Origin of the sequence: Bacillus sp. OV166, from assembly GCF_900177675.1 — a bacterium.
GTDB lineage: Bacteria > Bacillota > Bacilli > Bacillales > Cytobacillaceae > Neobacillus.
Genome location: NZ_FXWM01000001.1, coordinates 2,449,990 through 2,472,982 on the forward strand (window position 1 = coordinate 2,449,990; position 22,993 = coordinate 2,472,982).

Consider the following 22,993-nt stretch of genomic DNA (forward strand, 5'->3'; position numbering starts at 1 on the left):
GAATGATCGGAGTAGTATTAGCCTTGTTGGCTGCTGTGTTTTTTGGGTGCGCAAACGTGATGGTCAAGAAAGGGTCAACTCCCCAATCTGTGGACAACGGGACTTTTTTATCGGTCCTTATTACCTTCGTCCTTGCAGGAATCTTCACTGTTGGAAGTGGACTGTTCCAGGGGTGGGTCCCTTTAACCACTAAGGGATTCTGGTGGTTTGTCTTAGCCGGAATACTAACAGCATTTATCGGGCGGATGTTGTTGTTTACATCTATCCAGCACTTAGGTTCAGTAAGGGCTTCCGCGATAAAACGATTAAATCCACTCTTTACCGTCCTGATAGGCGTACTGTTTCTTCATGAGCCAATAAATTTATTAACGGTAATCGGGATGGTATTTATCTTTGGCGCTTCGACTGTTTTGATGTTTGAATCTTTTACTGATTATACTAGAGCAAAAAAGGAGATTGCGGCAACAACGCAAACGAATAAAAAAGTAGGCTCCCTTATTGAAGGAGAAGACAAGAGAAATATATGGGTAAAGGGGATTCAACTAGTTGCTAGTTTAGGATATATGTATGGAGTGATATCCGCGTTAGCTTATTCTATTGGATATGTGGTCAGAAAAGAAGGTCTGGCGGAGATTCCAGACCCTTTTATGGGGACGATGATCGGAGCAGCTGTCGGTATCCTAATATTCCTTTTTTTATCCTTGTTTAAAAAAAGAAACAGACAATCTATTAAATTGACTTTTACAACTTTCCGGCCTTGGCTTTTTGGTGCAGGAATTGCAACCTCTCTGGGCCAAATCCTATATTTTTTCGCTTTAACGTTCAGCGGGGTTTCTCAGGTTGCTGTAATCGGATCAACTGACGTTATTTTCACTTTGCTTTTGTCATCTCTAATATTCAAGACCAACGAGGGAATTACAAGGACTGTCGTTTTAGCGTCAGTTCTCGCGATGACGGGGGCAGGCATTATTGCTATCAGTTAATAATATAGGAAGATAGGAGGAAGAAACTTTGGTGGATCATTCTATTTATTCATTAAAGCGACAGTTGGCTGATACCATCCGGATGATGGAAAAGGCAAAGCATATGGATTTTAATGGCCATTTCAGTGTCCGACTTCCCGAAACGGACTACATTTTAATCAATTCGGCTACTGCAAGCAGGAGTTCTCTCACCGACGAAGACATCATTACGATTGATTTGCATGGGGAAGTTGTTGAAGGAGTCGAGAGGCCACCAAATGAATATCCCCTACATACCCAGATTTATAAGTATAGAAAAGATGTAAAGGCGATTGCACATACCCACCCACAGTGGTCCACACTGTTTACAATCGCTAAAATCCCATTGAGGCCAGTCATAATCCAGGGTGCCGTGTTAGGGACGATCCCAATCTTTCCTAAATCGTTCTCCATTAGCAATTTTGACATTGCGAACGAGCTAGCCGGCAAACTGGGGAATCATCATGTAGCGCTGTTAAAGGCGCATGGGGCTGTAATTACGGGTGAAACAATCGTTGAAACATTTACTCGCAGCGTGTTTTTGGAAGAAAATGCATACCGTCAATACATGGCCAGCCAAATAGGGTATTCTCACTCATTAGAAGAAGGGGAAATAAGCAGTATGGCACAATTCATTTGGCAGCCTAGAAACATTCAGAAGGTATGGGATTATCATTACAGCAAGTTAACCTAATAAAAAATAATTATTAGAAAGAAGAGTGGGGTTCCTAATATGCTTAGGAACCTATTTTTTTGATTAAAAATGCAGGGTAAAATGTTAAAGCCACAAGAAGGATTAATAGTTTAGAGAATTGCGCTTTGCTTCCTAAATGAAAATTCATTCATAAAAGGATATACGTTTTTAATATATTTACATACTGCATTGTTAAACCATTCAACTTTAAATATAATGGGAATAGTTGGATTGGTAAAAATAAAAAAAGAATTTGAATTATATTGCAAAACATGTATAAGACAACCTTAAGAAGAGGTAATGTACAGTATGGATGAGGAGTTAATAAAAAATGCCAATGCATGTTATCAGCTAGCTGAGCAGAAGGCTGCTCATTATTTTAAATCACTTAATAAACAGGTCATGCAAAAGACCTTTGTTCCTGTCCTAACAAAAGATATCCAATCCTGGAAACACAACCATATTCATCAGCATTCAATCCTATCTTTTTTTTCGCGTGGAAAAGGAAAACCTAATACTCAAGGGTATCACAAGTATATCCAATGGCTCGATTACACCGGCAAACTTGATAATTACTTGGATCGTAGTATCTCCTATATTTTCATGCGGGACCTAGGCAAAGCCTTGGACTCAGCTGAGACACAGAATAGGGTACGGCGTGTTGTTGACAGTTTAAAAAATCACCTAATTCAGTCTACCGAAACAAACCTAAGTGCCAATTCTGAGACGTTTAGCATGGCCGGGTTGTATCGAATCGCCCAGAAGGAAGGCATCGAATCCACGATGATCTGGTTACTAAACAAATTAAAGACTGTATCCTCCAATATTCCAATGGGAATGGATGCTGAGAATGCTCAGCGAAAGCTCATTAAAATTATTGCTGGTGTAATTATGCATGAGGTGGAAGAGATGGGCGATGAGGTTTCGCCTGAAGAACGAAGGCAGAACCTTGATGATGCTATTAGGCTAGGCTATTGCTATGGTTTGACCTATCCATTTATTGACGATCTTCTCGATGCCAAAGTCTTATCTGCCAATGAGGAAAAACAATATTCCGATTTAATTCGTACCACCCTTATCACAGGAACTGTGCCGGAATTGGGTGAGTGGACGGGGAATAACGTAAACCTGATCCGATTTATTCATTCAGAACTCCGCGATGCCTTTGAGTATATTAAATCTCATTTGCGTCCAGAGACTAACAAAAAATTTTTCGAGCAGGCCTATGTGTTTTTTAATTCACAGGAAGTGGACCGTGTAAAGGATCTATCCAACGCAAATTACACGAATGAAGAGTTATACATTCCGGTCATTTTAAAATCCTCTTCTTCCCGATTGATTGTCCGTTCAGTTATCAGTGCTCCGGAGGATGAAGGCTTTGACACCCGAACATTCTATTATGGCATATACAACCAGCTTGCGGATGATTTTGCAGATATGTATGAAGACTTGAAAGAAGACCGGGTAACCCCCTATACCTATTATCTGAAGTATCATGAAAAGCGATTCGATCTTATCAATCCTTTTGAATTATACTGGACGGTCATTTCTAATTTGATCCATAAGGTATATCACTCAGATCACAAGGCCTGCGAGGTGATTCTTGATCGTGCTATAAATGGTCTTAAGAGATTTAAAGAACGAATGGGAACTGAAAAATACAACGAAGTTATGAAATTATTTTTTTCAGGAGTTCCAAAGTTTAATCGTGTGATTCAAAATATGGTTCGTAAAGCAGATGATGTAGATTTCTTTGATAAACTACTTCGGGATCATATGATTACCATTTTGAAAAATGAACGGAAGGAGCAGGAAGACTTTTTAGAAACGACTAAAACTGTCCGTAATCAGATCAACAACGTCTTAAATATCCCTAAAATTGAAGAAGTTGAGCCAATAATTGATGCTGCAAATTACAGTCTGGAAGGTGACGGGAAGCGATTGAGGCCAATAATGACCTGGGTCATGGGCGTTAACGAATATGGATTAAATAGTTCGGACATCGTACCACTTCTGCGATCATTAGAATACATGCATACGGCATCCTTAATCTTCGATGATCTGCCATCACAGGATAATTCCTCTACCCGTCGGGGGCGTCAAGCAATACATTCGGTTTATAACATTGCCATAGCAGAATTAACTGGACTGTTTCTGACCCAAAAGGCAATTGAAGAACAAGCATCTCTTGATCAATTCGATTCGAAATCGGTGCTTAACCTGATTAAATACTCAGCTCAAATGACAGCTGTTATGTGTAAGGGACAGGCGATGGATTTGGATTCTAAAGGGAAACAATTAACACTGGAACAATTGAATTTGATGTGTTTTTATAAAACTGGAATAGCATTTGAAGCTTCCCTAATCATGCCTGCAATCCTCGCCCATGCAAATGAAATCGAAATTGAAGCTTTGAAAAAATTCGCCCAACATGCTGGTATTGCGTTTCAGATAAAAGATGACTTGCTTGATGTGGAAGGAGATCTGATCTTACTCGGAAAACCGATTGGCAAAGATGCTGAAAACAACAGTTCTACTTTTGTGTCAATTCTAGGTCAGGATGGTGCTAGAAAAGAGATGTGGGAACAATACTGTCTAGCAATGGAAGCGTTGCAAGAGATGCCACGCAATATCACTTTTCTGAAGCATTTATTAAATTATATAGTTAACCGTAATCATTAATAGTTTGTCATATTGTTATTTTTAGAAGATGTTTAAACCATTGTTTGTTTTACTTGACGTTTTGTCCTGGTAAAGGCAATAAAATCACAAAGTTCTTCTTCAGTTAATGGAGTACCATCGAGATAAATTGAACTGTTACCCGACTGTAATACGCAGTTTAATTCAAACTTTATTTTTTCTTCGTCAACTCGATTTAAGAGAAAATCAACTGTTGTATCAAATAATTCGGCCATAAGAGATAAAGCATGTAAAGAAGGCTCTCTATACCCGGATTCATAGCCTGCATAGGTACTTTTGGCAATGCCCAGCTGATCGGCTGTTTCCTGCATTGACCACTTTTTATGTTTTCTAAGGTCTACTAATCGTTTTAACACTCTCGTTCCCTTCCCCCATGTTTTTTTGCTTGATTATATCATAGAAAAAATCGTTTAAAAAGAAATATATACGCGATATGAAAACAATGATTGATTTTAATACATTAATAGCTTTATAATCAGTTATATTCATTCGCAAAACGCGTACGTTTAGATATAAAGTAAAAGGGGGGGAAAGGATGAAAAAAATATTATTACTTGCAACAGGGGGAACAATCGCATCGGTGGAGGGCAATGAAGGTCTAGTTCCTGGAATGTCTCCTGATGAATTACTCCGATATTGTCTGAATGTATCTGAATCAATAGAGGTAACGTGCAAAATTCTTATGAATAGAGATAGTACAAATATGCAACCAGAACATTGGGTAATGATGGCAAATGCAATTGCCGATAATTACACTATGTATGATGGATTTGTCATTACTCATGGTACTGATTCACTAGCTTATACTTCCTCAGCTTTATCCTATATGCTGCAAGGGTTACAAAAACCGGTTGTTGTAACTGGATCCCAAGTTCCAATTAGCTTTAGTCGAACTGATGCCGTAAAAAATGTTGCGGATTCGATTCGATTTGCTTGTGAAGATATTGGTGGGGTTTTTGTTGTCTTTGATGGACGAGTTATAATTGGAACCCGTGCAGTCAAAATTAGAACGAAAAGTTATGACGCTTTTGAAAGTATTAACCATCCTTATGTTGCTTATATAACTGGGGACATTGTTAAATACTATTTCAAACCGGAGAAGATGCATCAAGAATTAAGTGTAGATACACGTATTTCTCCTGATGTATTTGTTTTGAAATTGTTTCCAGGAACAAAGCCTGAAGTATTTGACTTTGTGAAAGCTTGCTATCGAGGCGTCATTATTGAAAGTTTTGGTAATGGGGGACTGCCATTTGAGGACCGTAACTTATTACCTAAGATTAAAGAATTAACTGAAGCTGGTATAACCGTTATCATTACTACTCAATGCTTAGAGGAAGGGGAAGACCTTTATCTCTATGAGGTTGGAAGGAAGGCAGCACAATATAATGTCACACTATCAGGTGATATGAACACCGAAGCTATTGTTTCTAAGCTTATGTGGGCACTTGGAAAAACAAATGATTGTAAAGAAGTAAAGAAGATCATCGAAACCCCCATTTCCTGGGATTTAACAACTGATAACGAAAAAGTAGAATGAAGACCGTTTAATTATTTAAACGGTCTCGTTGCTACGAATGGCTGTTTGTATGGATCAATTACTTCCTTTATTAGAATAAACATCTCCAAAATTCAACTAGGAAATTGGTACTGAAAGCGTCCTTGCTCACTCAAATTCAATTCTCTAGAGGACTTCTATTATAGTCTTTTTTATCCATTCACTTTATATATTTACTCCTATAGTATAAATAATAAATGCAAGGAAAGAAGGAAGATCGTGAACACGGATCAAGCTTTTGATTTGTTAATGGAAGCAGGCGTCACAGAAGATACTAGTATTCAAACGGTTAGACGGTGGCTCCGTGAAAGAAAGATTAACTACGAGGGAACAGGACAACGGGATAGAGGATACATAATTGATAATACAGATCAAGTTTTTAACATGTTAAAGGATGCAGGTGTAACAGATAGCATCGCATTTCAAATTGTTCGTCGCTTGCTGCGTGAAGGTAAGATTCAAACCGTGGGGACTGGAAATCATAAAACAAAAAACCAGCAAAATGAAACAGATTCAAAGGGATTAATTATTAATCCGTCAGATCAGGATAAGGTCGTCCACCAATTGAAAATAAGAATAAAAGCACAGGATGAACATATAAAAGGAATTGAACATCTACATAAGACGTCCATAACCAATTTAATTAAGCAAAGAGATATTTTACATAAAGAAATTGCCAACCTAAAGAATGAGAAAAGTGAATTACAAAAGGAAACCAAGAAATTACTTAAAGAAAATATTGATTTAACTAATGAATTGTTAAAATTTAAAGAAGAACTTTTTAAAGGAAACAAAAGAGATACTGATAAGACACATGACGTTCCCCCTTCTTCACCTAACACGAATGATTATCGGCAAAAATTAGGTCTTTCAAAAATGGCGAGCGATAAAGAAGTTTTAACCAGATATAAACAATTATTAAAAATAACTCACCCAGATCACGGCGGTAATGCAACAGCCTTTCATTTCATTAAAACCGATTATGATTATTTTAGAAATAGTATCAAATTGAAATAGACTCGAAGGATTTAACCCCTTACCGATCTTTTTTTCATATCTTTTGTCGTCAATTACCCTATTGGCGACTTTTTTTGTCCTTGCTAAAAGTATTATAAAGAAGAAAAATTAAATAATAATTAATAAAGAAGGAAGAATGATAAGAGGACTTTTTTCTCATAAAGTAAATTCTAACTAATATTATTAAACTCTAAAGTAAATAGCATCTAGGAGGAACATCATGCGGCGAAAGCTTAAGGGAAAAATGCTACGGGTATCCTTGTTCCTATTAGTTCTCACCTTGATTTTTGGAAATTATTTTGGTACAGCTGCAAAAAACGAAAAAAACCACAAAAACCGAATAACCGTTTATCTGGCCGGAGATTCAACCGTTTCTGACTATTCCTGCTCGTTAGCACCCAGGGCAGGCTGGGGACAGGTCTTAAATCGGTATTTCGATGATAAGATTGTCGTAAAAAATGAGGCCTCATCTGGCAGGAGTTCAAAAAGTTTTATTGATGAAGGGAGACTCAAATCAATCTTAGATCAGATTGAGAAGGGTGATTACCTGTTTATTCAATTTGGTCATAATGATGAAAAAAAAGAGGATCCAACCCGTTATACGGAGCCCTATTCTACCTATAAAAGCTATTTAAAACAATATATTGACGGTGCCCGCGCTAAACAAGCCATTCCTGTTCTAGTGACACCTGTTGAACGCCGGAGTTTTTCTGAAGAAGGAAGAGCGCGTGATACACACGGGGAGTATCCTATTGCCATGAAGGAGCTTGGAATGGAAGAAAATGTACCTGTCATTGACCTTACTGCCAAAAGCAAGGCATTGTTCCAAGAGCTTGGACCAGAAAGAACAAAGGATGTTTTCCTCTGGCTGGATGCTGAAGAGAACAAGAATTATCCGAATGGTGTTCATGATAACACTCATTTTCAGGAGGCTGGTGCTGAGAAGACTGCCAGTCTTGTACTTGAAGGCATAGAGGAATCTATGCTAGTGCCGCTTCGTAATCACATTTTAAAATAAGAAAGAAACATTAAGGAGATATCATGGAAGGAAACAAATTAACTTTTAATTCAATTGATGAATACATCCAACAATTTCCCCCGGATGTTCAGGAAAAACTTAATACGTTAAGAAAAGTAATAAAAGAATCGGCCCCGGATGCAGAAGAAAAGATTAGTTATCAAATGCCTACGTTTGCTTTACGTGGAAATCTGGTGCATTTCGCAGCGTATAAAAATCATATCGGTTTTTACCCAACTTCGAGTGGAATTGCTGCATTTAAGGATGAATTATCGCAATACAAAGGTGCTAAAGGTTCAGTGCAATTTCCGATAGAAAAGCCGCTTCCTTATATATTAATAAGCGAGATTGTCAAATTTAGAGTTGCAGAAAATATGAAGCGAGCTGAGGACAACCTGAAAAAGAAGAAATAAAAACCTTAACATAATAATATTTCTGAAACTATCGTGTGATAGTTTCTTTTTTTTTAAATGGCAGGGCTTCCATAAAGAAATCTTCTAATATAAAAGATATAATGGTCTTGTATTTATCCCATTGAGTTTAACAGGAGGTATGCTGCCTGAAAAATAAAAAAATATCCCTACATACAAAAATATTTGGGCTGGTTCTATTACTGGGATTATTGTTGATCCTGCTGCTGACAACATTTTTCAGCTATATGGAAAGTAAAGAAATAGAGGAAAACAAGGGCAGGTTGGCATTGGAAATTTCAAAAACGGTATCATTCATACCGAACATTATCGCTGCGTTTCAAACAAGTGATCCTTCTAAAACCATTCAACCGCTAGCTGAAAAGATTCGCAAAGAAACTGGTGCAGAATTTGTTGTCATAGGAAACAAAGAGGGTACAAGATATTCGCATCCTCAAACATCTTTGATTGGGAAGAAGATGAAGGGGGGAGATAACCAAAGAGCACTTAAAAATGGAGAATATTATGTATCCAAGGCAAAGGGTTCACTCGGGCCATCTATAAGAGGAAAATCTCCTATTATGAATAAAGAGGGAGAAGTGATTGGAATCGTTTCGGTTGGATTTCTTCTTGAAGATGTCCATCAACAAATTATGAATAATGTTACCAAGGTACTTCTTGTTTCCCTGTTCGCGCTTTTGATTTCTCTTTTAGGCAGTATTCTGCTCGGGCGGAATATCCGCAAAGACACGATGGGTCTCGAACCCTATGAAATTGCTGCATTATATAAAGAAAAAAATGCAGTGCTTCATGGAGTGAAAGAAGGGATATTAGCCATAGATAAACATGGATTTATCACGATGATGAACCAACCTGCAAAGAGACTTTTACATATTAATGGCACAGTCCGTAATTTAAAAGTAGATGGGCTGTTTCCTTCTGACTATTTATATGAAGTTTTAAAGTCTGGAAATCCACAAGCAGATAAAGAAATGGTCTGGAAAGATAAAACAGTTATCGTCAATTGTACGCCACTCTTTGATGAGAATGGGGTAAGTAGAGTGGTTGCTTCTTTTCGTGATAAAACAGAAATAGAGCAAATGGTCAACACCATATCGGAAGTAAAAAGATATTCGGAAGATCTTCGTGCACAAACACATGAGTTTACAAATAAATTATATGTCTTATCAGGCCTGTTACAGCTCGGGGAATATGAACAAGCTATAGATATGATTCAAACGGAAACACAGGTATTGCAATTTCAGAATTCTATTGTTTTTAACCATATTAAAGATACAAAAGTACAGGCCATCCTTTTAGGGAAACTGGGAAAAGCCTCAGAAAAGAAAGTAAAGTTTGAGGTTGTATCGGACAGTCAATTAGAGGCACTTCCATCCCATTTTAAGCTATCCAATCTAATAGTGATTCTTGGAAACTTAATAGACAATGCCTTCGAAGCTGTCTATGGTTTCGATTCTCCGACAGTGAAATTTTTCGTTACTGATATAGGCAGCGATATCATTTTTGAGATTGCTGATAATGGGAAGGGACTTACTGAAAAAGAAATTCCGCTTCTATTTGACAGGGGCTATACTTCTAAAAAAGGAGATGAGCCAAGGGGATTTGGCCTATCGAATGCTGAGGAGGCAGTGTTAGAAATGAATGGGATGATTGAGGTGCAAAGTACCCCGGAAAGTGGGACTGTCTTTACAGTTTACCTTCCAAAGGAATACGAGAGGAGACAAACACTTGAGTAGGATAAAAGTAGCCATTGCTGAAGATGATTTTCGAGTTGCCGATATACATGAAAAATTTTTAACAAAGTTTAATGAAATAGATGTTGTTGGTAAATCATTGAATGGTGATCAGACACTTCAAATTCTAATGGATAAAACCCCTGATTTATTGATTCTGGATGTGTATATGCCTGATATGCTGGGATCCGATCTCCTTCCAATTATCCGAGATCGTTTTCCAAGGGTTAGTATTATTATGATCACAGCAGCGACAGATAAAGTTTTTCTAGAAAAAGCATTAAGCTACGGAGTAGAAAATTATTTGATTAAACCTGTAAATAGAGAAAGATTTGACGAAGTCATTTTAGAATATATAAAAAAGCACTCCCTCCTAACTTCCCAACAAGATGTAGACCAGAATTATGTAGACCTCCTGTTCGGAAATAAAAAGATTGAAAAGGTGGGAAGGGGCACGGGATTACCTAAAGGAATTGATGAAATCACACTTGGAAAGGTGAAAAATGCGCTTCTGATTAATAACCAAGGCCTTTCAGCTGAAGAAGTGGGAAAGGAAATTGGAGCATCCCGAATTACTGCACGTCGATATTTAGAATATCTATCCTCCATTAAGGAAGCAAAAGCGGAAGTGGTTTATGGTATTGTCGGGAGGCCGGAAAGAAAATATTATCCTGTTTAGTAAGGGTGCCTAAAGGCATCCTTTTTTTATGTACAAACCATTTAAGGAAACTCCAGTAGTCAGATAGGATTCTACCGTGAACAATATGAACAAAATATAGATTAATGTACGATAATAACTTTATTTTGGAAACGTTTTCACCTTAGAATATTTAGATTATTATTAATTTACTAACAAAAGGGGTGGAAGAGATGCTGGCAACTTTAGGATTTTTAATGATTATTATTTTTATGGTATTAATTATGACAAAACGCTTATCCGCAATGATTGCTCTAATGGTGATACCTGCTGTATTTGCATTGATAGGCGGATTCGGAAAAGAAATGGGACCAATGGCGCTTGAAGGTATAAAAAGCGTGGCACCAACAGGAATCATGATTCTATTTGCGATTCTCTTCTTTGGAATCATGATAGATGCAGGGGTTTTTGATCCTATCATTTCAACGATTTTGAAGGTAGTTAAAGGGGATCCCGTAAAAATAGCGATTGGAACAGCAGTTCTTGCGTTAATAATCTCCCTTGATGGTGACGGAACAACTACATATATGATCACCATTTCTGCCATGCTTCCTTTGTATAAACGTATTGGCATGAAACCATTGGTACTTGCAGGAATCGCTGTATCATCTTCAGGTGTTATGAACCTTCTTCCTTGGGGAGGACCAACAGCTAGAGCAATGACAGCATTACATCTAGAGATGGGAGATATTTTTACTCCCGTAATTCCTAGTATGGTGGGGGGAGTGTTGTTTGTATTATTTATGGCCTACTGTCTTGGTAGAAAAGAGCGTAAACGGATAGGTGTTATGGAAATTGATTATAGCACATTGTCTTTGATGGCAGCTACATCTGAGGCTGCTTTCCTTAAACGTCCCAAATTAATTCTTGTAAACTATCTGCTAACTATTCTGCTTTTAGTTGCACTAATCCAAGAAATGCTGCCTACAACGGTATTATTTATGATTGGATTTGCAATTGCGATCACCATCAATTATCCAAATCTAAATGAACAAAAAGAACGGATTATGCACTATGCTGATAATGCACTATCAGTTGTGTCAATGGTTTTTGCTGCAGGTATTTTTACAGGTATTCTTTCTGGAACGAAAATGGTTGATGCAATGGCAACTACGATGATCTCTCATATTCCAGATGCTTTGGGCTCCCATTTTGCTATGATTACTGCGATTATCAGTGCACCTTTAACATTTTTTATGTCCAACGATGCATTTTACTACGGAGTTTTGCCATTACTTGCCAAGGCAGGAAGTGTATATGGAATTGATCCGGCTGCAATTGGACGAGCGTCACTCATGGGGATGCCTGTACATTTATTAAGTCCACTCGTACCTTCGACTTACTTATTAGTCGGTATGGTTGGAGAAGATTTCGGAGACCTGCAGAGAGCATTCTTAAAATGGGCCTGTGGATCCACAGCGGCTATGATTTTTGTTGCTATAATTTTGTCCATTTTTCCCTTTTAATTAAAATTTGCTGAATTCTCATGAAAATCATTTAATAATTTGACTGGAGATGAATGATTATGTGGATACTCACTGTCTATTCAGAAGGAAAAATCCCTGCGTTGTTTGAATATAATACAGAAAAAGAAGCTTTAGAAGCTTTTAATAAAGTAAAAGGTTGTAAGATTCTCTCAGAGGTTATTTATTATAACGATACTAAAATATCTTAAACTTTCAAGTATATAGGTACTATTAAACAAACTGTGTAACCTCTTTGCTTTGTGGGAAACTCCAACTAAGCAAGGAGGTTTCTTATGTATCAATATGCTGCAGTATAGCAGTCCCGCTGCATTAGGTTTTAATTGGAGGGAAATTTTTGAGTGTTTTACTTCTTATCATATTAAATGTCATTTTACCTGTTTTTTGTCTTATTGGAATTGGTGCGTTTTTACATCGAAAAATTACATTTGATATGAATACATTATCAAAATTAAATAACTATTTGCTCATGCCTGCTGTAAGTTTTGTCAACATTTATCAGACTAAAATGGAGGGAGAAACAGTCTTAAATATTCTTACTTTTTTAGTAATCCAAAGTCTTTGTCTTATTTTCTTCAGTACCATCATATCTCGATTAGCCAAATTTGATAATAGACTATCTTCGACCTTCAAAAACAGTGTGATACTAAACAATTCTGGGAATTTTGGGTTACCTGTAAGTCAACTTGTATTTCAGCATAATCCACTTGGTTTATCCATCCAAGTGGTGGTTATGATTTATCAAAATCTTCTTACCAATACATATGGGTTGTTTAATTCAATAAGAGTAAATTACAAAGGTTTACTAGCAATGAAAGTATTTATGAAAAATCCAGTTGTTTATGCCTTTTTGTTAGGCTTGGTTTTTAATTCACTTTCTATCAAAATACCAAAATACTTGTGGACTCCGATTGAAAATATTTCAAATGCCTTTGTGGCTGTGGCACTGGTTACGCTCGGTGCACAAAGTGCTTTTTTAAAAATAAATCGATTCTCCATCTCACTTATTCTAAGTCTCTTTGGCCGTTTAATACTTTCTCCCTCCATCGCGATGATCATTATATTACTTTTAAAATTGGATGGAACGACGGCACAGGCTTTATTTATAGCAAGCTCGTTCCCAACTTCAAGAAACAGTGCTCTTTTCGCTTTAGAATACGGAAATCACCCAGAATATGCAGCACAAGTGGTCTTATTGTCTACATTACTAAGCATGATTACTGTGACTACGGTTGTATATTTGTCGACTATTTTATTTTAATACTGTGTAGATTAGTGGAACAGAAGCAGGAAACCTTTATGGCGCCTGCTTCTTTCATCTATAGAGATAACATTAATACATCCAAGTTCGAAATGTCGATTGCACCAGAGTCTCGGATTGCTTTTAATTGATAAATATCTAAGATGTCAATTGTACGGGTTGATATTTGGATCCATTGTTGGCTTTTCCATTTATTCAGTATTTTATTTACCGTAATCCTAGAGGTCCCTATGTAACGGGCAAAAGAAGATTGGTCGATTGAAAAATTACCATTTTCGCTTACTAACTTTAAAAGGAAGTGGGCCATTTGCTGCTCAATAGGCGAATTAAGAAAGGAAATAATTTCTGCAAGAATCCTAAATTTATAGATTAGTGAGTTGGTGAAAATACACGCTGCCTCAGGTTGTTCCTCACAAATCATGAATAAAGCCTCATCAGAAAAAAAATAGATCTCAGATGAACTACTCGAGGTGGCTGAGGTTAAATAGGGTTCATTTTTCACACCGTGCTCCCCAAATAGCATTCCTTCTGGTACATAATTCACCGTCCGTTCCACACCTTCTTGTGAGAGAAGGGTTATCTTTATCCCACCCTTAGATAAGTAGAAAAAACCCTTGCCTTCACTTCCCTGATGGTATACAACTGAATTTTCCTCAATCTCTAGTTTTTTTCCATATTTTAAAAATGGGCTCCACGAATATCGAAGATTTTTCATATTTTCACCTTACCAAGAAGCTTTTTTAATTCATCAGGTTTCTTTATTAAAAACTTCTTACCACGAATCTCAATAATTTCTTCAGCTTTCCATTGTTTTATAATCTTATATAAGGTGATTCTCGTTAAGCCTGTGCATTTTGTAAGGTCTTGTTGTGTGAGAGGAACTTCATAATTTTTAAATTCGTAACAAATATTTAGTAGTATCACCGACAGTTGCTGTTCTGGTGTGAGAGAGTCCAAATAAATTTTATCAGCTAATATGTGCATTTTATGAATAACGGTTTTGATAAAAATGTTAAGGATAGAAGGTTGGGCTTTAATTAATTTTTGAAAATTTTCACATGAGAAAAAATAGAGAATAGAGTCATTTACTGCCGTAGCGGTAGTAAAATGTGGCTGTCGGTCCATCGCTTGAACTCCTAATAGCTGCCCTGGAATAGCGATGTTTAACATTCGATCTTTTCCAATCGAAGTGGTAGTCGTTACTTTAATTAATCCCTTTTGGATATAATAAAATCCATCCCCGAGCGTCCCTTGCTGGTAAATAGATGATTTCTCCTTGAAGAATTGTCTAGTACCAAACTGCAAACATGATTCCCAATTAATATCACTGTCAAACAAGATTGCCAACTAATCAACTCCTAAGTGAAATGGATGAAAAAAACAATAAAACTGTAAATCTAGGAAATATGTAAATTAATCAAAATGCTTTGTTCTTAATTGGTGACTCTAGAGGTAATTTTTTGGCAACGCTTACATTTCAACGTAAAAATAGGTTATTTATGTTAACAACTTAACAACAGTGTAAAAGATTCAGGATATAAAATCAATATTGGGTCATGAATTCGAAATATTCAGCCAAAAGAAAGGAGGGGCAGAGATTGTACACGTAAAGAAATAACAATAGTGACTATTGGAGCAAATTCTAAAAGGGGATGATTGGATGAACCAGGAAGTACAATCAGTAGCAGCTCAAGATTTATCGAAAAAGAGAATGATTGAGCAAAATACTACTAATCTTTCATTAAAGAGTATGCCGAAAGCAACATTACTTGTTGTTGTGTTGTGCTGGTTTGCGATGTTAGCAGATGGTTATGATTTGGGGATTTATGGGGCTGTTTTACCATCATTAATGGAATACAAAGACTGGAGTATGACTCCTGCACAGGCAGGAGCGATCGGAAGCTATGCTTTAATGGGAATGCTGATCGGTGCCATTTGTGTAGGGACAATTACCGATATGATTGGCCGAAAATTGACATTGATCTTTTGTATAGCTGTATTTTCGATATCGATGTGTCTTGTGGCATTATCTACTTCTCCTGAAATGTTTGGATTGTTTCGTTTATTAGGTGGTCTTGGACTAGGGGGAGTAATACCTACAGCGTCCGCTTTAACAATCGAGTATTCTCCAGTACAACATCGATCAAAACTTTATGCCATTATGTATACTGGTTATCCAATTGGAGGAGTCCTTGGTGCATTATTTTCAATGTTTCTTTTAGAGGATTATGGATGGAGATTAATGTTTTGGATTGGTGTCACACCACTTTTAGTGATTCCTTTTCTTATAAAATTTCTACCTGAGTCGATTAGTTTCCTTATGGCAAAGAAAAAGTTTGCTGAAGCTAAAAGTATCGCCCAAAAATATCATCTTCCCAATGATTTTATCCAAAGTAATCCAAAGGTTGAAAATAAAGAATCAACGAACAAATTTGCAGCAATCGCAAGTCTCTTTGAACGAAAGAATATTCGGGCAACAATGTTTTTTTGGGTCACCTTCTTTTTGGGTCTGCTTATGATTTATGGTTTGAGTACATGGCTTCCGAAAATGATGAGAGAGGCTGGATATCCACTCGGACCAAGCTTAGGATTTTTACTCATGCTCAATCTATCAGCAGCAATTGGTGCCTTAATAGCCGGAACTGCAGCTGACCGCTGGGGATCCAAAAAGATCATCAGTATTTCCTATTTCTTAGCAGGAGTCTCAATTGCCCTACTTAGTATTAAATCATCGATGTTACTAGTGTATTGCTTAGTGGGAGTTGCAGGGTTTGGGACGATTGGAACAACACTTATTCTCAATGCCTATATTTCCAAATATTTCGAAGCAGAAAATCGAGCCACCGCACTAGGCTGGGCGCTTGGATTTGGTAGGATTGGTGCGATTTCTGGACCTATTCTTATTGGATATTTTATGAGTTCAAATTTGGATTTTTCCATTAATTTTTATCTTTTTGCTGCAGCAGGAGTCCTTGCATCAATCACTATTTTGTTTATCCCTAAAAAAGGGGATATGAAGATCTAGCATATATAAAAAGAAAAGCAGCTCACATCATTTGAATTCAGAATGATGTGAGTTGCTTTATTTATTTTAATAAAATGAAAATTTTATTTTTTTAGAAAAAATGTTAATCAGACTACAATGACTCAAAAAAATCAATTTTATAATGAAAATATGAAATTAAAGGAGGATGTTTTATGGGAATTCGTACAGGAGCACAATATATCGAGGCATTAAAGTCCCGAAATCCAGAAGTTTGGTTATCAGGAAAAAAAGTAAAAAATATCTTTGAAGAGCCAGTTTTTCATCAGCCAATTCTTCAAATTGCAAAGCTTTATGATATGCAGCATGACTCCAAATATCAAGAGGACATTACTCATATTTGTGAAGAAACGGGAGAAAGGATCTCGAATGCATTCTTGGTACCAAAAAGCTATCAAGATTTACAAGCACGGAGAAGAACTTTCGAAGAGTTCGCCAAAGCGACCTTTGGTTTAATGGGAAGAACACCTGATTTCTTAAATGTCGTCGTTACATCCATGGCGAGCAATTCAGAGTTCCTGGACAAATACAATCCTGAATGGGGAAAAAACATTCGATCATATTATAAGCATATCCGCGATAATGATTTATTTTTAACTCATGCAATTATTAATCCGCAAAATGACCGCAGCAAATCATCACACGAACAACAGGATATGTTTACCCATCTAGGTGCTGTTAAAGAAACACCTGATGGCTTAATTGTAAGAGGAGCGAAAATGTTAGCTACCCTTGCACCGATTACTGACGAAGTAATTGTTTATTCTTTTCCTGGATTTAAGCCTGGTGATGAGCGCTATGCACTTGCGTTTGCACTACCACTTGATACTCCAGGTCTTCGCATTATCTGCCGTGAAGCCATGCAGGATGGGACGCGTTCTGTTTATGACCACCCATTAGCATCAAGATTCGAAGAAATGGATGCGGTCTTAGTCTTTAATGATGTTTTAGTACCTTGGGATCGTGTATTCCTGTATAACAATGTTGAAGCAGCAAATTTACTCTATCCGAAAACAGGAATCGCTCAGCAGCCAGCCCATCAGTCTGGTGTAAGAGGGTTAATCAAACTACAATTTGCAACCGAAGTGGCTTGTAAAATCGCCGACTCCATCGGTGTTGATGCCTACCTAAATGTACAAAATGATTTAGGAGAATTAGTCCAATCGGTTGAATCGATTAGGGCATTACTCAGAATTTCAGAGTATGAACATGAAGTAACTGCTACTGGGGAAGCGATGCCAGCCTATGCACCACTAGAAACCATTAGAGGATTGCTGCCAAAAATGTACCCACGGGCGATTGAGGTTATGCAAATCATTGGTGCAGGTGGACTATTAATGTCTCCTACAGATGCCGATTTCGAGAATCCTGAATTAAGAGAGGATTTAGAGAAGTATTATCTTGGAAGAGAGGGCGTTTCAGCGGAAGAACGCGTTCATCTCTTTAAGCTAGCATGGGATTTATGCGGTGAGGCATTTGGACAAAGAGTTCTTCAATACGAACGCTATTATACTGGCGATCCAATTCGTAAAAGAGCGATTTTCTATAACAACCACAAAAAGCAGAATTCCTTTGAGCTGGCTGATGAAGCAATGAAAATATTTAATCGAAAAAATGAGGTTACTAGCTTATAAAAGTTAATCGATAGTAAGAGGAGGTGTGAAGGATGCAAACGCTAAAAGATGGAGTTTTGACATTATCTGGTTCTGTGATTGCCATTGGTGCATTTGATGGTGTTCATAAAGGACATCAAGCCGTGATTAAGCAAGCTGTGGAAAAGAGTCGGGTCTCTCAGGTTCCTAGCGTTGTATATACTTTCGACCCGCCTCCTCGAAATTTTTTTAAGGGCGTTCAAATTTTGACACCAATTCAGGAAAAGGTCAGCAGGATAGCGAAGTTAGGTGTGGATTATATAATCGTTGCCAGCTTTGATGAATGGTATGCAACCCGTCCATCTGAAGATTTTATTTGTGAATTATCTAAGCTTAACCCGGTAGAGATTTCAGTTGGTTCTGATTTTCATTTTGGAAAAAACAGAGCAGGGGATGTAAATCTTTTAGAAAAGTATTTTCATATCAATATCACCCCCCCTGTTTATTGTACGGGCGGAAAACTTATTTCATCGACAAGAATCCGCCAGTTAATTGCAGAGGGAGATTTCCAGCAGTCCTATTCGTTACTTGGAATGTAAACTGGAATAAAGTTAATTAGTTTATGTGATAACTACTCAGCATTAGAAGGGGGTTCACTCTATGAAGTTATTAGGAATTTCAGGCACAATTATTGGAGCAAAGACAAGTATTGTTGTTCAAAAGGTATTAGAGGAAGTCAAGAAACATCATCCTAACATTGAAGTAGAACTGCTAGATTTAAGAGAGTATGATGTTCAGTTCTGTGATGGACGAAATCCTTCAAACTATACAGGTGACACGAAGAAAGTTCTCGATATTGTTAATTCTGCTGACTTCTATATTATCGGAACACCGATATTCCAGGGATCTTTATCTGGCCCACTCAAAAATTTGTTTGATTTAATCAATCCTAAGGAGATTCGCAACAAAGTAATCGGTTTTGTTGCAACAGGTGGTACATACCAGCATTACCTTGTGATCGAAAATCAATTGAAGCCGATTGCAGGATTTTTCCGAGCCTTTGTGGCACCAGGCTATGTCTATGTTAATAACGATCACTTTAATGAAGAAAATGAAATCATCGATTCTGAGGTTCTAACAAGAATTACTGCTTTAGCAAAAGAAGTGGTCTTCATGCAGGAGGCATTAAAATCATCCGAGGAAAAATTTGCAACAGTAAATGGATAAGCTTTTGTATTAAAAGTTGAGAGGAGAAGATTTTTATGACAAACCCATTAAAACCAATTAACCTTTGGGGATTTATTGAAGAAAATAAGGATTTACTTAAGCCGCCAGTAAATAATAAAGTAGTTTGGAAGGATTCTGAACTAATGTTCATGGTCCTCGGAGGTCCAAACAAACGACGTGATTTTCATGTGGATCCATCTGAAGAGATATTTTATCAATTAAAAGGTGATTGCTACGTTGAAATTATTAATGCGGATGGTAAAAGAGAAGTAATTACAGTGAGAGAAGGAGAAGTATTTCATCTCCCTCCAAATGTTCCCCACTCCCCTCATCGGGTCGCTGATACAATCGGGATCGTCATTGAACGTGACAGAGGTGAAGGTGAATTAGAGGATTTTGTTTGGTTCTGTGATGAATGTGATCATGAAATGCACCGCGTTACCGTCCAATTGACAAATATTGAAGTACAGGTAAAAGAAGCGATACATGGATTTAACAGTAATTTAGAGCTCCGGTCTTGTAAGAACTGCGGACATATTATGCCCGAAGAAGCGAGTGAATGGAAATGCGAGTAGATTTTCATACACATATTATCCCTGAAAATTTCCCTGATTTTGCGAAAAAGTACCAAAACGACAAGTGGCCAGTCCTCCAGCCTACTTGCTCTTGCGGTGCTAATATAATGGTAGCTGGGAAGGTTTTTCGAGAAGTGACCGACCAAGTTTGGAGTCCAGAAAAAAGGATTCACGATATGAATGTAGAAAATGTAGATATACAAGTTTTATCGCCAATTCCTGTAACGTTTTCCTATTGGGCACCTACAGAGGAAGCGGTAGCTTTGGTTAGATTTCAAAATGATTTCATCGCTGAAACAGTCGCCCAGCATCCCACCAAGTTTATTGGTTTAGGGACGGTTCCGCTCCAAAATGTCGAAGAAGCGATTCGTGAACTAGACCGCTGTATACATCAACTTGGCTTAAAAGGGATTGAGATTGGCACAAACATTAATGGCAAAAATTTAGACGATGAATCATTAATTGATTTCTTTGCGATGTGTGAGAAATGGAATGTTCCAATATTTGTTCATCCATGGGAAACACTGGGTGGAGAGCGTTTTTCCTCCCATAACTTAATGTATACGATTGGAATGCCAAGTGAAACAGCCTTAGCTGCAGCAAGTCTGATCCTAGGAGGTGTCATCGAGAAATTTCCAAATCTTAAAATTTGTTTTTCTCATGGAGGCGGGTCACTTCCTTACATTCTCCCTAGACTTGATCATGGTTGGAATGTTTGGCCGCATTTGCAGCTCACGGAGCATCCTCCAAGTTTTTATGCCAAGAAATTTTTCTATGATTCAATCGTAAATAACCCTGTAAATATTAAATTCTTAGTCGAAAAATTTGGTGCTGAACAAGTCATTATGGGATCGGATTACCCATTCTTACTGCGGGAAACTCCACCAGGGAAGATTATTGATGACACCTTAACACTAAGCGAAGAACAGAAAAGAGCCATGTTAGGTGAAAATGCACTAAGATTTTTAAATATACCGGTTAATTTATTAATTTAATAGGAAATGAGATGAGAAGATGATAGACAAGGTAATCACCCCAGAAGAGAGATTAGAGGAACTTGGATTAAAGCTTCCAGCACTCCGCCCCGCATCTGGTAATTATGTAAGTTGTGTTCGGACAGGGAATCTTATTTTCACATCAGGACAAGGTACAGATGAATACCGTGGAAAACTTGGTGAAGATGTATCGATAGAAGTAGGCTATCAAGCAGCAAGACAATGTATGCTTAATCTATTAGCAGTGGTCAAGAATGAACTGGGTGACCTTAGCAAAGTGAAAAGGATTGTCAAAATTCTTGGTATGGTCAACAGCTCTCCTGATTTTAAAGACCATCCTAAAGTAATGAATGGATCCTCCGATTTGTTGGTGGAAGTGTTTGGTGAAAAAGGAAGGCATGCGAGATCAGCAGTAGGGATGTCCCAGTTGCCACACAATAACGCTGTTGAGGTTGAGATGATTGTTGAAGTTGAGGATGGTGATCTTGGTGAGTAACGTCCTAGAAAAAAAACTTCAAATTAACGATGCCAAGCTGTTTATTAATGGAGAATATGTAAGCGCTCTTTCAGGAGAAACCTTTGACACTCTTAATCCATCTACCAATCAAAAATTAGCTGCTGTCGCTAGTGCAAGTGAGCAAGATGTAGAAAGAGCGATACAAGTGGCAAAGCGTACCTATGATAGTGGTATTTGGAGTAAAATGCCAGTAGAAGAAAGAGCAAAGATCTTGTGCCGAATGGCGGATCTGGTCATGGAACGAGTCGAGGAGTTAGCGCTAATTGAAACATTAGATGTGGGTAAGCCCATTAGAGAAAGCAGAGATTTTGATATCCCGCGCGCAGCATCAAACTTAAGATTCTTTGCAGAAATGGCAAAATATATCAATCACGAGCATTACGAACAATCCAAGCATATGAGTTATACCAAATACGCTCCTGCAGGTGTAGTAAGCTTAATCATTCCTTGGAATTTACCATTCATGCAAATGACATGGAAAGCTTCCGCTGCGTTAGCCGCAGGTAATACAGTGATTGTTAAGCCAGCATCCTATACACCACTAAGTGCAGTCATGTTAGGTGAAATTGCCAACGAAGCAGGATTACCGCCGGGCGTGTTGAATATACTTACAGGTCCAGGTGGAACAGTAGGAACGGCAATGACCACTCATCCATACGTTCGCAGAATTTCCTTTGTCGGGGAAAGCTCTACTGGGAAAACGGTTATGAGAAATGCAGCATCACAATTAATTCCAGTATCATTAGAATTAGGTGGAAAATCTGCTAATATCGTATTTGAGGATGCTGACTTAGATGAAGCAGTGGCAGGCTCGATTGAAGCAATTTTTAGAAATCAAGGGGAAATCTGTTTAGCAGGTTCTAGATTATTAGTCCAAGAATCGGTTTACGATAAATTTCTCGAAAAATTTGTTACAGCAGCAAAGAAAATCAAAGTGGGCGATCCATTGGATGAAACTACGGATATGGGTGCGCTTATATCCAAAGGTCACCTAGAAACGGTTGAAAACTATGTGCAAATTGGAATTACTGAAGGTGCGAAACTTGCTGTAGGCGGTAAGCGTGTGGCAGGATTGTCACAAGGAAACTTTTACGAACCCACCGTGCTCTATGATGTAAATAACAAAATGAGAGTCGCACAGGAAGAAATCTTTGGACCGGTATTAGTCGTCATTCCATTTAAAACGGAAGAGGAAGCCATTCAAATTGCCAACGATTCGATTTATGGTTTGGCAGGAGTCGTTTGGTCAAATGATTTAAGACGAGCTCATCGTGTCGCTTCTCAAATCGATTCAGGGTTATTCTGGATCAATTGCTGGTATTATCGTGATTTAAGAACTCCATTTGGAGGATCCAAGGCAAGTGGTATCGGCCGAGAAGGTGGACGTCATAGTTTTGAATTCTACACAGAGGCTAAGACGATTACAATGAAATTATAATATTAAAAGTAA

The 22,993-nt window shown here is 37.7% G+C and carries 23 protein-coding genes; 20 read left to right on the forward strand and 3 right to left on the reverse strand.

Annotated features, from left to right (window positions below; translation table 11 throughout):
* The first annotated feature begins 2 nt into the window (after positions 1-2).
* From CCK98_RS11675 to CCK98_RS11685, 3 genes are all read left to right on the forward strand, one after another.
* On the forward strand, positions 3-983 hold the full coding sequence (locus tag CCK98_RS11675) for a DMT family transporter (protein WP_088086738.1): 981 nt from the start codon (positions 3-5) through the stop codon (positions 981-983).
* Positions 984-1,014: 31 nt separating this feature from the next.
* Entirely contained in the window at positions 1,015-1,695 is a 681-nt protein-coding gene (locus tag CCK98_RS11680; RefSeq protein ID WP_256942545.1) for a class II aldolase/adducin family protein, read from the forward strand.
* 309 nt (positions 1,696-2,004) lie between these two features.
* Positions 2,005-4,377: a polyprenyl synthetase family protein gene (locus tag CCK98_RS11685; RefSeq protein ID WP_088086739.1), complete on the forward strand. Its 2,373-nt coding sequence runs from the start codon at positions 2,005-2,007 to the stop codon at positions 4,375-4,377.
* 32 nt (positions 4,378-4,409) lie between these two features.
* Here CCK98_RS11685 and CCK98_RS11690 read toward each other — a convergent pair whose 3' ends face one another.
* Positions 4,410-4,751 carry a helix-turn-helix domain-containing protein gene (locus CCK98_RS11690; RefSeq protein ID WP_088086740.1) on the reverse strand — a complete coding sequence of 114 codons (342 nt, stop codon included), beginning with the start codon at positions 4,749-4,751 and terminating at the stop codon, positions 4,410-4,412.
* A gap of 179 nt (positions 4,752-4,930) precedes the next feature.
* On the opposite strand from CCK98_RS11690, the gene CCK98_RS11695 reads away from it, so the two are divergent.
* The 9 genes from CCK98_RS11695 (at position 4,931) to CCK98_RS11730 (ending at position 13,594) form a co-directional block, all read left to right on the forward strand.
* The gene (locus tag CCK98_RS11695; RefSeq protein ID WP_088086741.1) at positions 4,931-5,935 is read left to right on the forward strand and encodes an asparaginase; all 1,005 of its coding nucleotides are present in this window, start codon (positions 4,931-4,933) and stop codon (positions 5,933-5,935) included.
* 237 nt (positions 5,936-6,172) lie between these two features.
* Positions 6,173-6,970, forward strand: coding sequence for a hypothetical protein (locus CCK98_RS11700; protein ID WP_088086742.1), 798 nt, complete (start codon positions 6,173-6,175; stop codon positions 6,968-6,970).
* Between the two features lie 220 nt (positions 6,971-7,190).
* Complete coding sequence (locus CCK98_RS11705) at positions 7,191-7,988, forward strand: rhamnogalacturonan acetylesterase (protein ID WP_256942323.1); 798 nt, start codon at positions 7,191-7,193, stop codon at positions 7,986-7,988.
* 23 nt (positions 7,989-8,011) lie between these two features.
* Complete coding sequence (locus tag CCK98_RS11710; protein ID WP_088086743.1) at positions 8,012-8,401, forward strand: iron chaperone; 390 nt, start codon at positions 8,012-8,014, stop codon at positions 8,399-8,401.
* Between the two features lie 146 nt (positions 8,402-8,547).
* Positions 8,548-10,155 carry a sensor histidine kinase gene (locus CCK98_RS11715; RefSeq protein ID WP_088086744.1) on the forward strand — a complete coding sequence of 536 codons (1,608 nt, stop codon included), beginning with the start codon at positions 8,548-8,550 and terminating at the stop codon, positions 10,153-10,155.
* Positions 10,148-10,831: a response regulator gene (locus CCK98_RS11720; RefSeq protein WP_088086745.1), complete on the forward strand. Its 684-nt coding sequence runs from the start codon at positions 10,148-10,150 to the stop codon at positions 10,829-10,831. The genes CCK98_RS11715 and CCK98_RS11720 overlap by 8 nt, the downstream gene beginning before the upstream one ends.
* Before the next feature lie 191 nt (positions 10,832-11,022).
* Positions 11,023-12,315: a CitMHS family transporter gene (locus tag CCK98_RS11725; protein ID WP_088086746.1), complete on the forward strand. Its 1,293-nt coding sequence runs from the start codon at positions 11,023-11,025 to the stop codon at positions 12,313-12,315.
* 59 nt (positions 12,316-12,374) lie between these two features.
* Entirely contained in the window at positions 12,375-12,524 is a 150-nt protein-coding gene (locus tag CCK98_RS35265) for a hypothetical protein (protein ID WP_179195770.1), read from the forward strand.
* 146 nt (positions 12,525-12,670) lie between these two features.
* Positions 12,671-13,594 carry an AEC family transporter gene (locus tag CCK98_RS11730; RefSeq protein ID WP_088086747.1) on the forward strand — a complete coding sequence of 308 codons (924 nt, stop codon included), beginning with the start codon at positions 12,671-12,673 and terminating at the stop codon, positions 13,592-13,594.
* A gap of 58 nt (positions 13,595-13,652) precedes the next feature.
* Here CCK98_RS11730 and CCK98_RS11735 read toward each other — a convergent pair whose 3' ends face one another.
* Positions 13,653-14,309, reverse strand: coding sequence for a Crp/Fnr family transcriptional regulator (locus CCK98_RS11735; RefSeq protein WP_088086748.1), 657 nt, complete (start codon positions 14,307-14,309; stop codon positions 13,653-13,655).
* Entirely contained in the window at positions 14,306-14,941 is a 636-nt protein-coding gene (locus CCK98_RS11740; protein WP_088086749.1) for a Crp/Fnr family transcriptional regulator, read from the reverse strand. Before CCK98_RS11740 ends, CCK98_RS11735 begins: the two co-directional genes overlap by 4 nt.
* Before the next feature lie 364 nt (positions 14,942-15,305).
* Here CCK98_RS11740 and CCK98_RS11745 point away from each other — a divergent pair, with 364 nt between their 5' ends.
* The 8 genes from CCK98_RS11745 to CCK98_RS11780 all read left to right on the forward strand — a co-directional run bounded on the left by CCK98_RS11745 (position 15,306) and on the right by CCK98_RS11780 (position 22,981).
* Positions 15,306-16,619 (forward strand): aromatic acid/H+ symport family MFS transporter, encoded by a 1,314-nt coding sequence (locus CCK98_RS11745; RefSeq protein ID WP_256942546.1) that lies wholly within the window; start codon positions 15,306-15,308, stop codon positions 16,617-16,619.
* 173 nt (positions 16,620-16,792) lie between these two features.
* Positions 16,793-18,271 (forward strand): 4-hydroxyphenylacetate 3-hydroxylase family protein, encoded by a 1,479-nt coding sequence (locus CCK98_RS11750; RefSeq protein ID WP_088086751.1) that lies wholly within the window; start codon positions 16,793-16,795, stop codon positions 18,269-18,271.
* 32 nt (positions 18,272-18,303) lie between these two features.
* A complete protein-coding gene (locus CCK98_RS11755) occupies positions 18,304-18,828 on the forward strand; it encodes an FAD synthetase family protein (protein WP_088086752.1) in 525 nt (174 codons plus the stop codon).
* A 61-nt stretch (positions 18,829-18,889) separates the two neighbouring features.
* On the forward strand, positions 18,890-19,456 hold the full coding sequence (locus CCK98_RS11760) for an NADPH-dependent FMN reductase (protein ID WP_088086753.1): 567 nt from the start codon (positions 18,890-18,892) through the stop codon (positions 19,454-19,456).
* 35 nt (positions 19,457-19,491) lie between these two features.
* Positions 19,492-20,031 (forward strand): 3-hydroxyanthranilate 3,4-dioxygenase, encoded by a 540-nt coding sequence (locus tag CCK98_RS11765; RefSeq protein ID WP_088086754.1) that lies wholly within the window; start codon positions 19,492-19,494, stop codon positions 20,029-20,031.
* On the forward strand, positions 20,016-21,026 hold the full coding sequence (locus CCK98_RS11770) for an amidohydrolase family protein (protein WP_088086755.1): 1,011 nt from the start codon (positions 20,016-20,018) through the stop codon (positions 21,024-21,026). Before CCK98_RS11765 ends, CCK98_RS11770 begins: the two co-directional genes overlap by 16 nt.
* A gap of 22 nt (positions 21,027-21,048) precedes the next feature.
* Entirely contained in the window at positions 21,049-21,522 is a 474-nt protein-coding gene (locus CCK98_RS11775; RefSeq protein ID WP_179196016.1) for a RidA family protein, read from the forward strand.
* Positions 21,515-22,981, forward strand: a complete 1,467-nt coding sequence (locus tag CCK98_RS11780; protein ID WP_373408491.1) for an aldehyde dehydrogenase — start codon at positions 21,515-21,517, stop codon at positions 22,979-22,981. Before CCK98_RS11775 ends, CCK98_RS11780 begins: the two co-directional genes overlap by 8 nt.
* Positions 22,982-22,993: the final 12 nt, after the last annotated feature.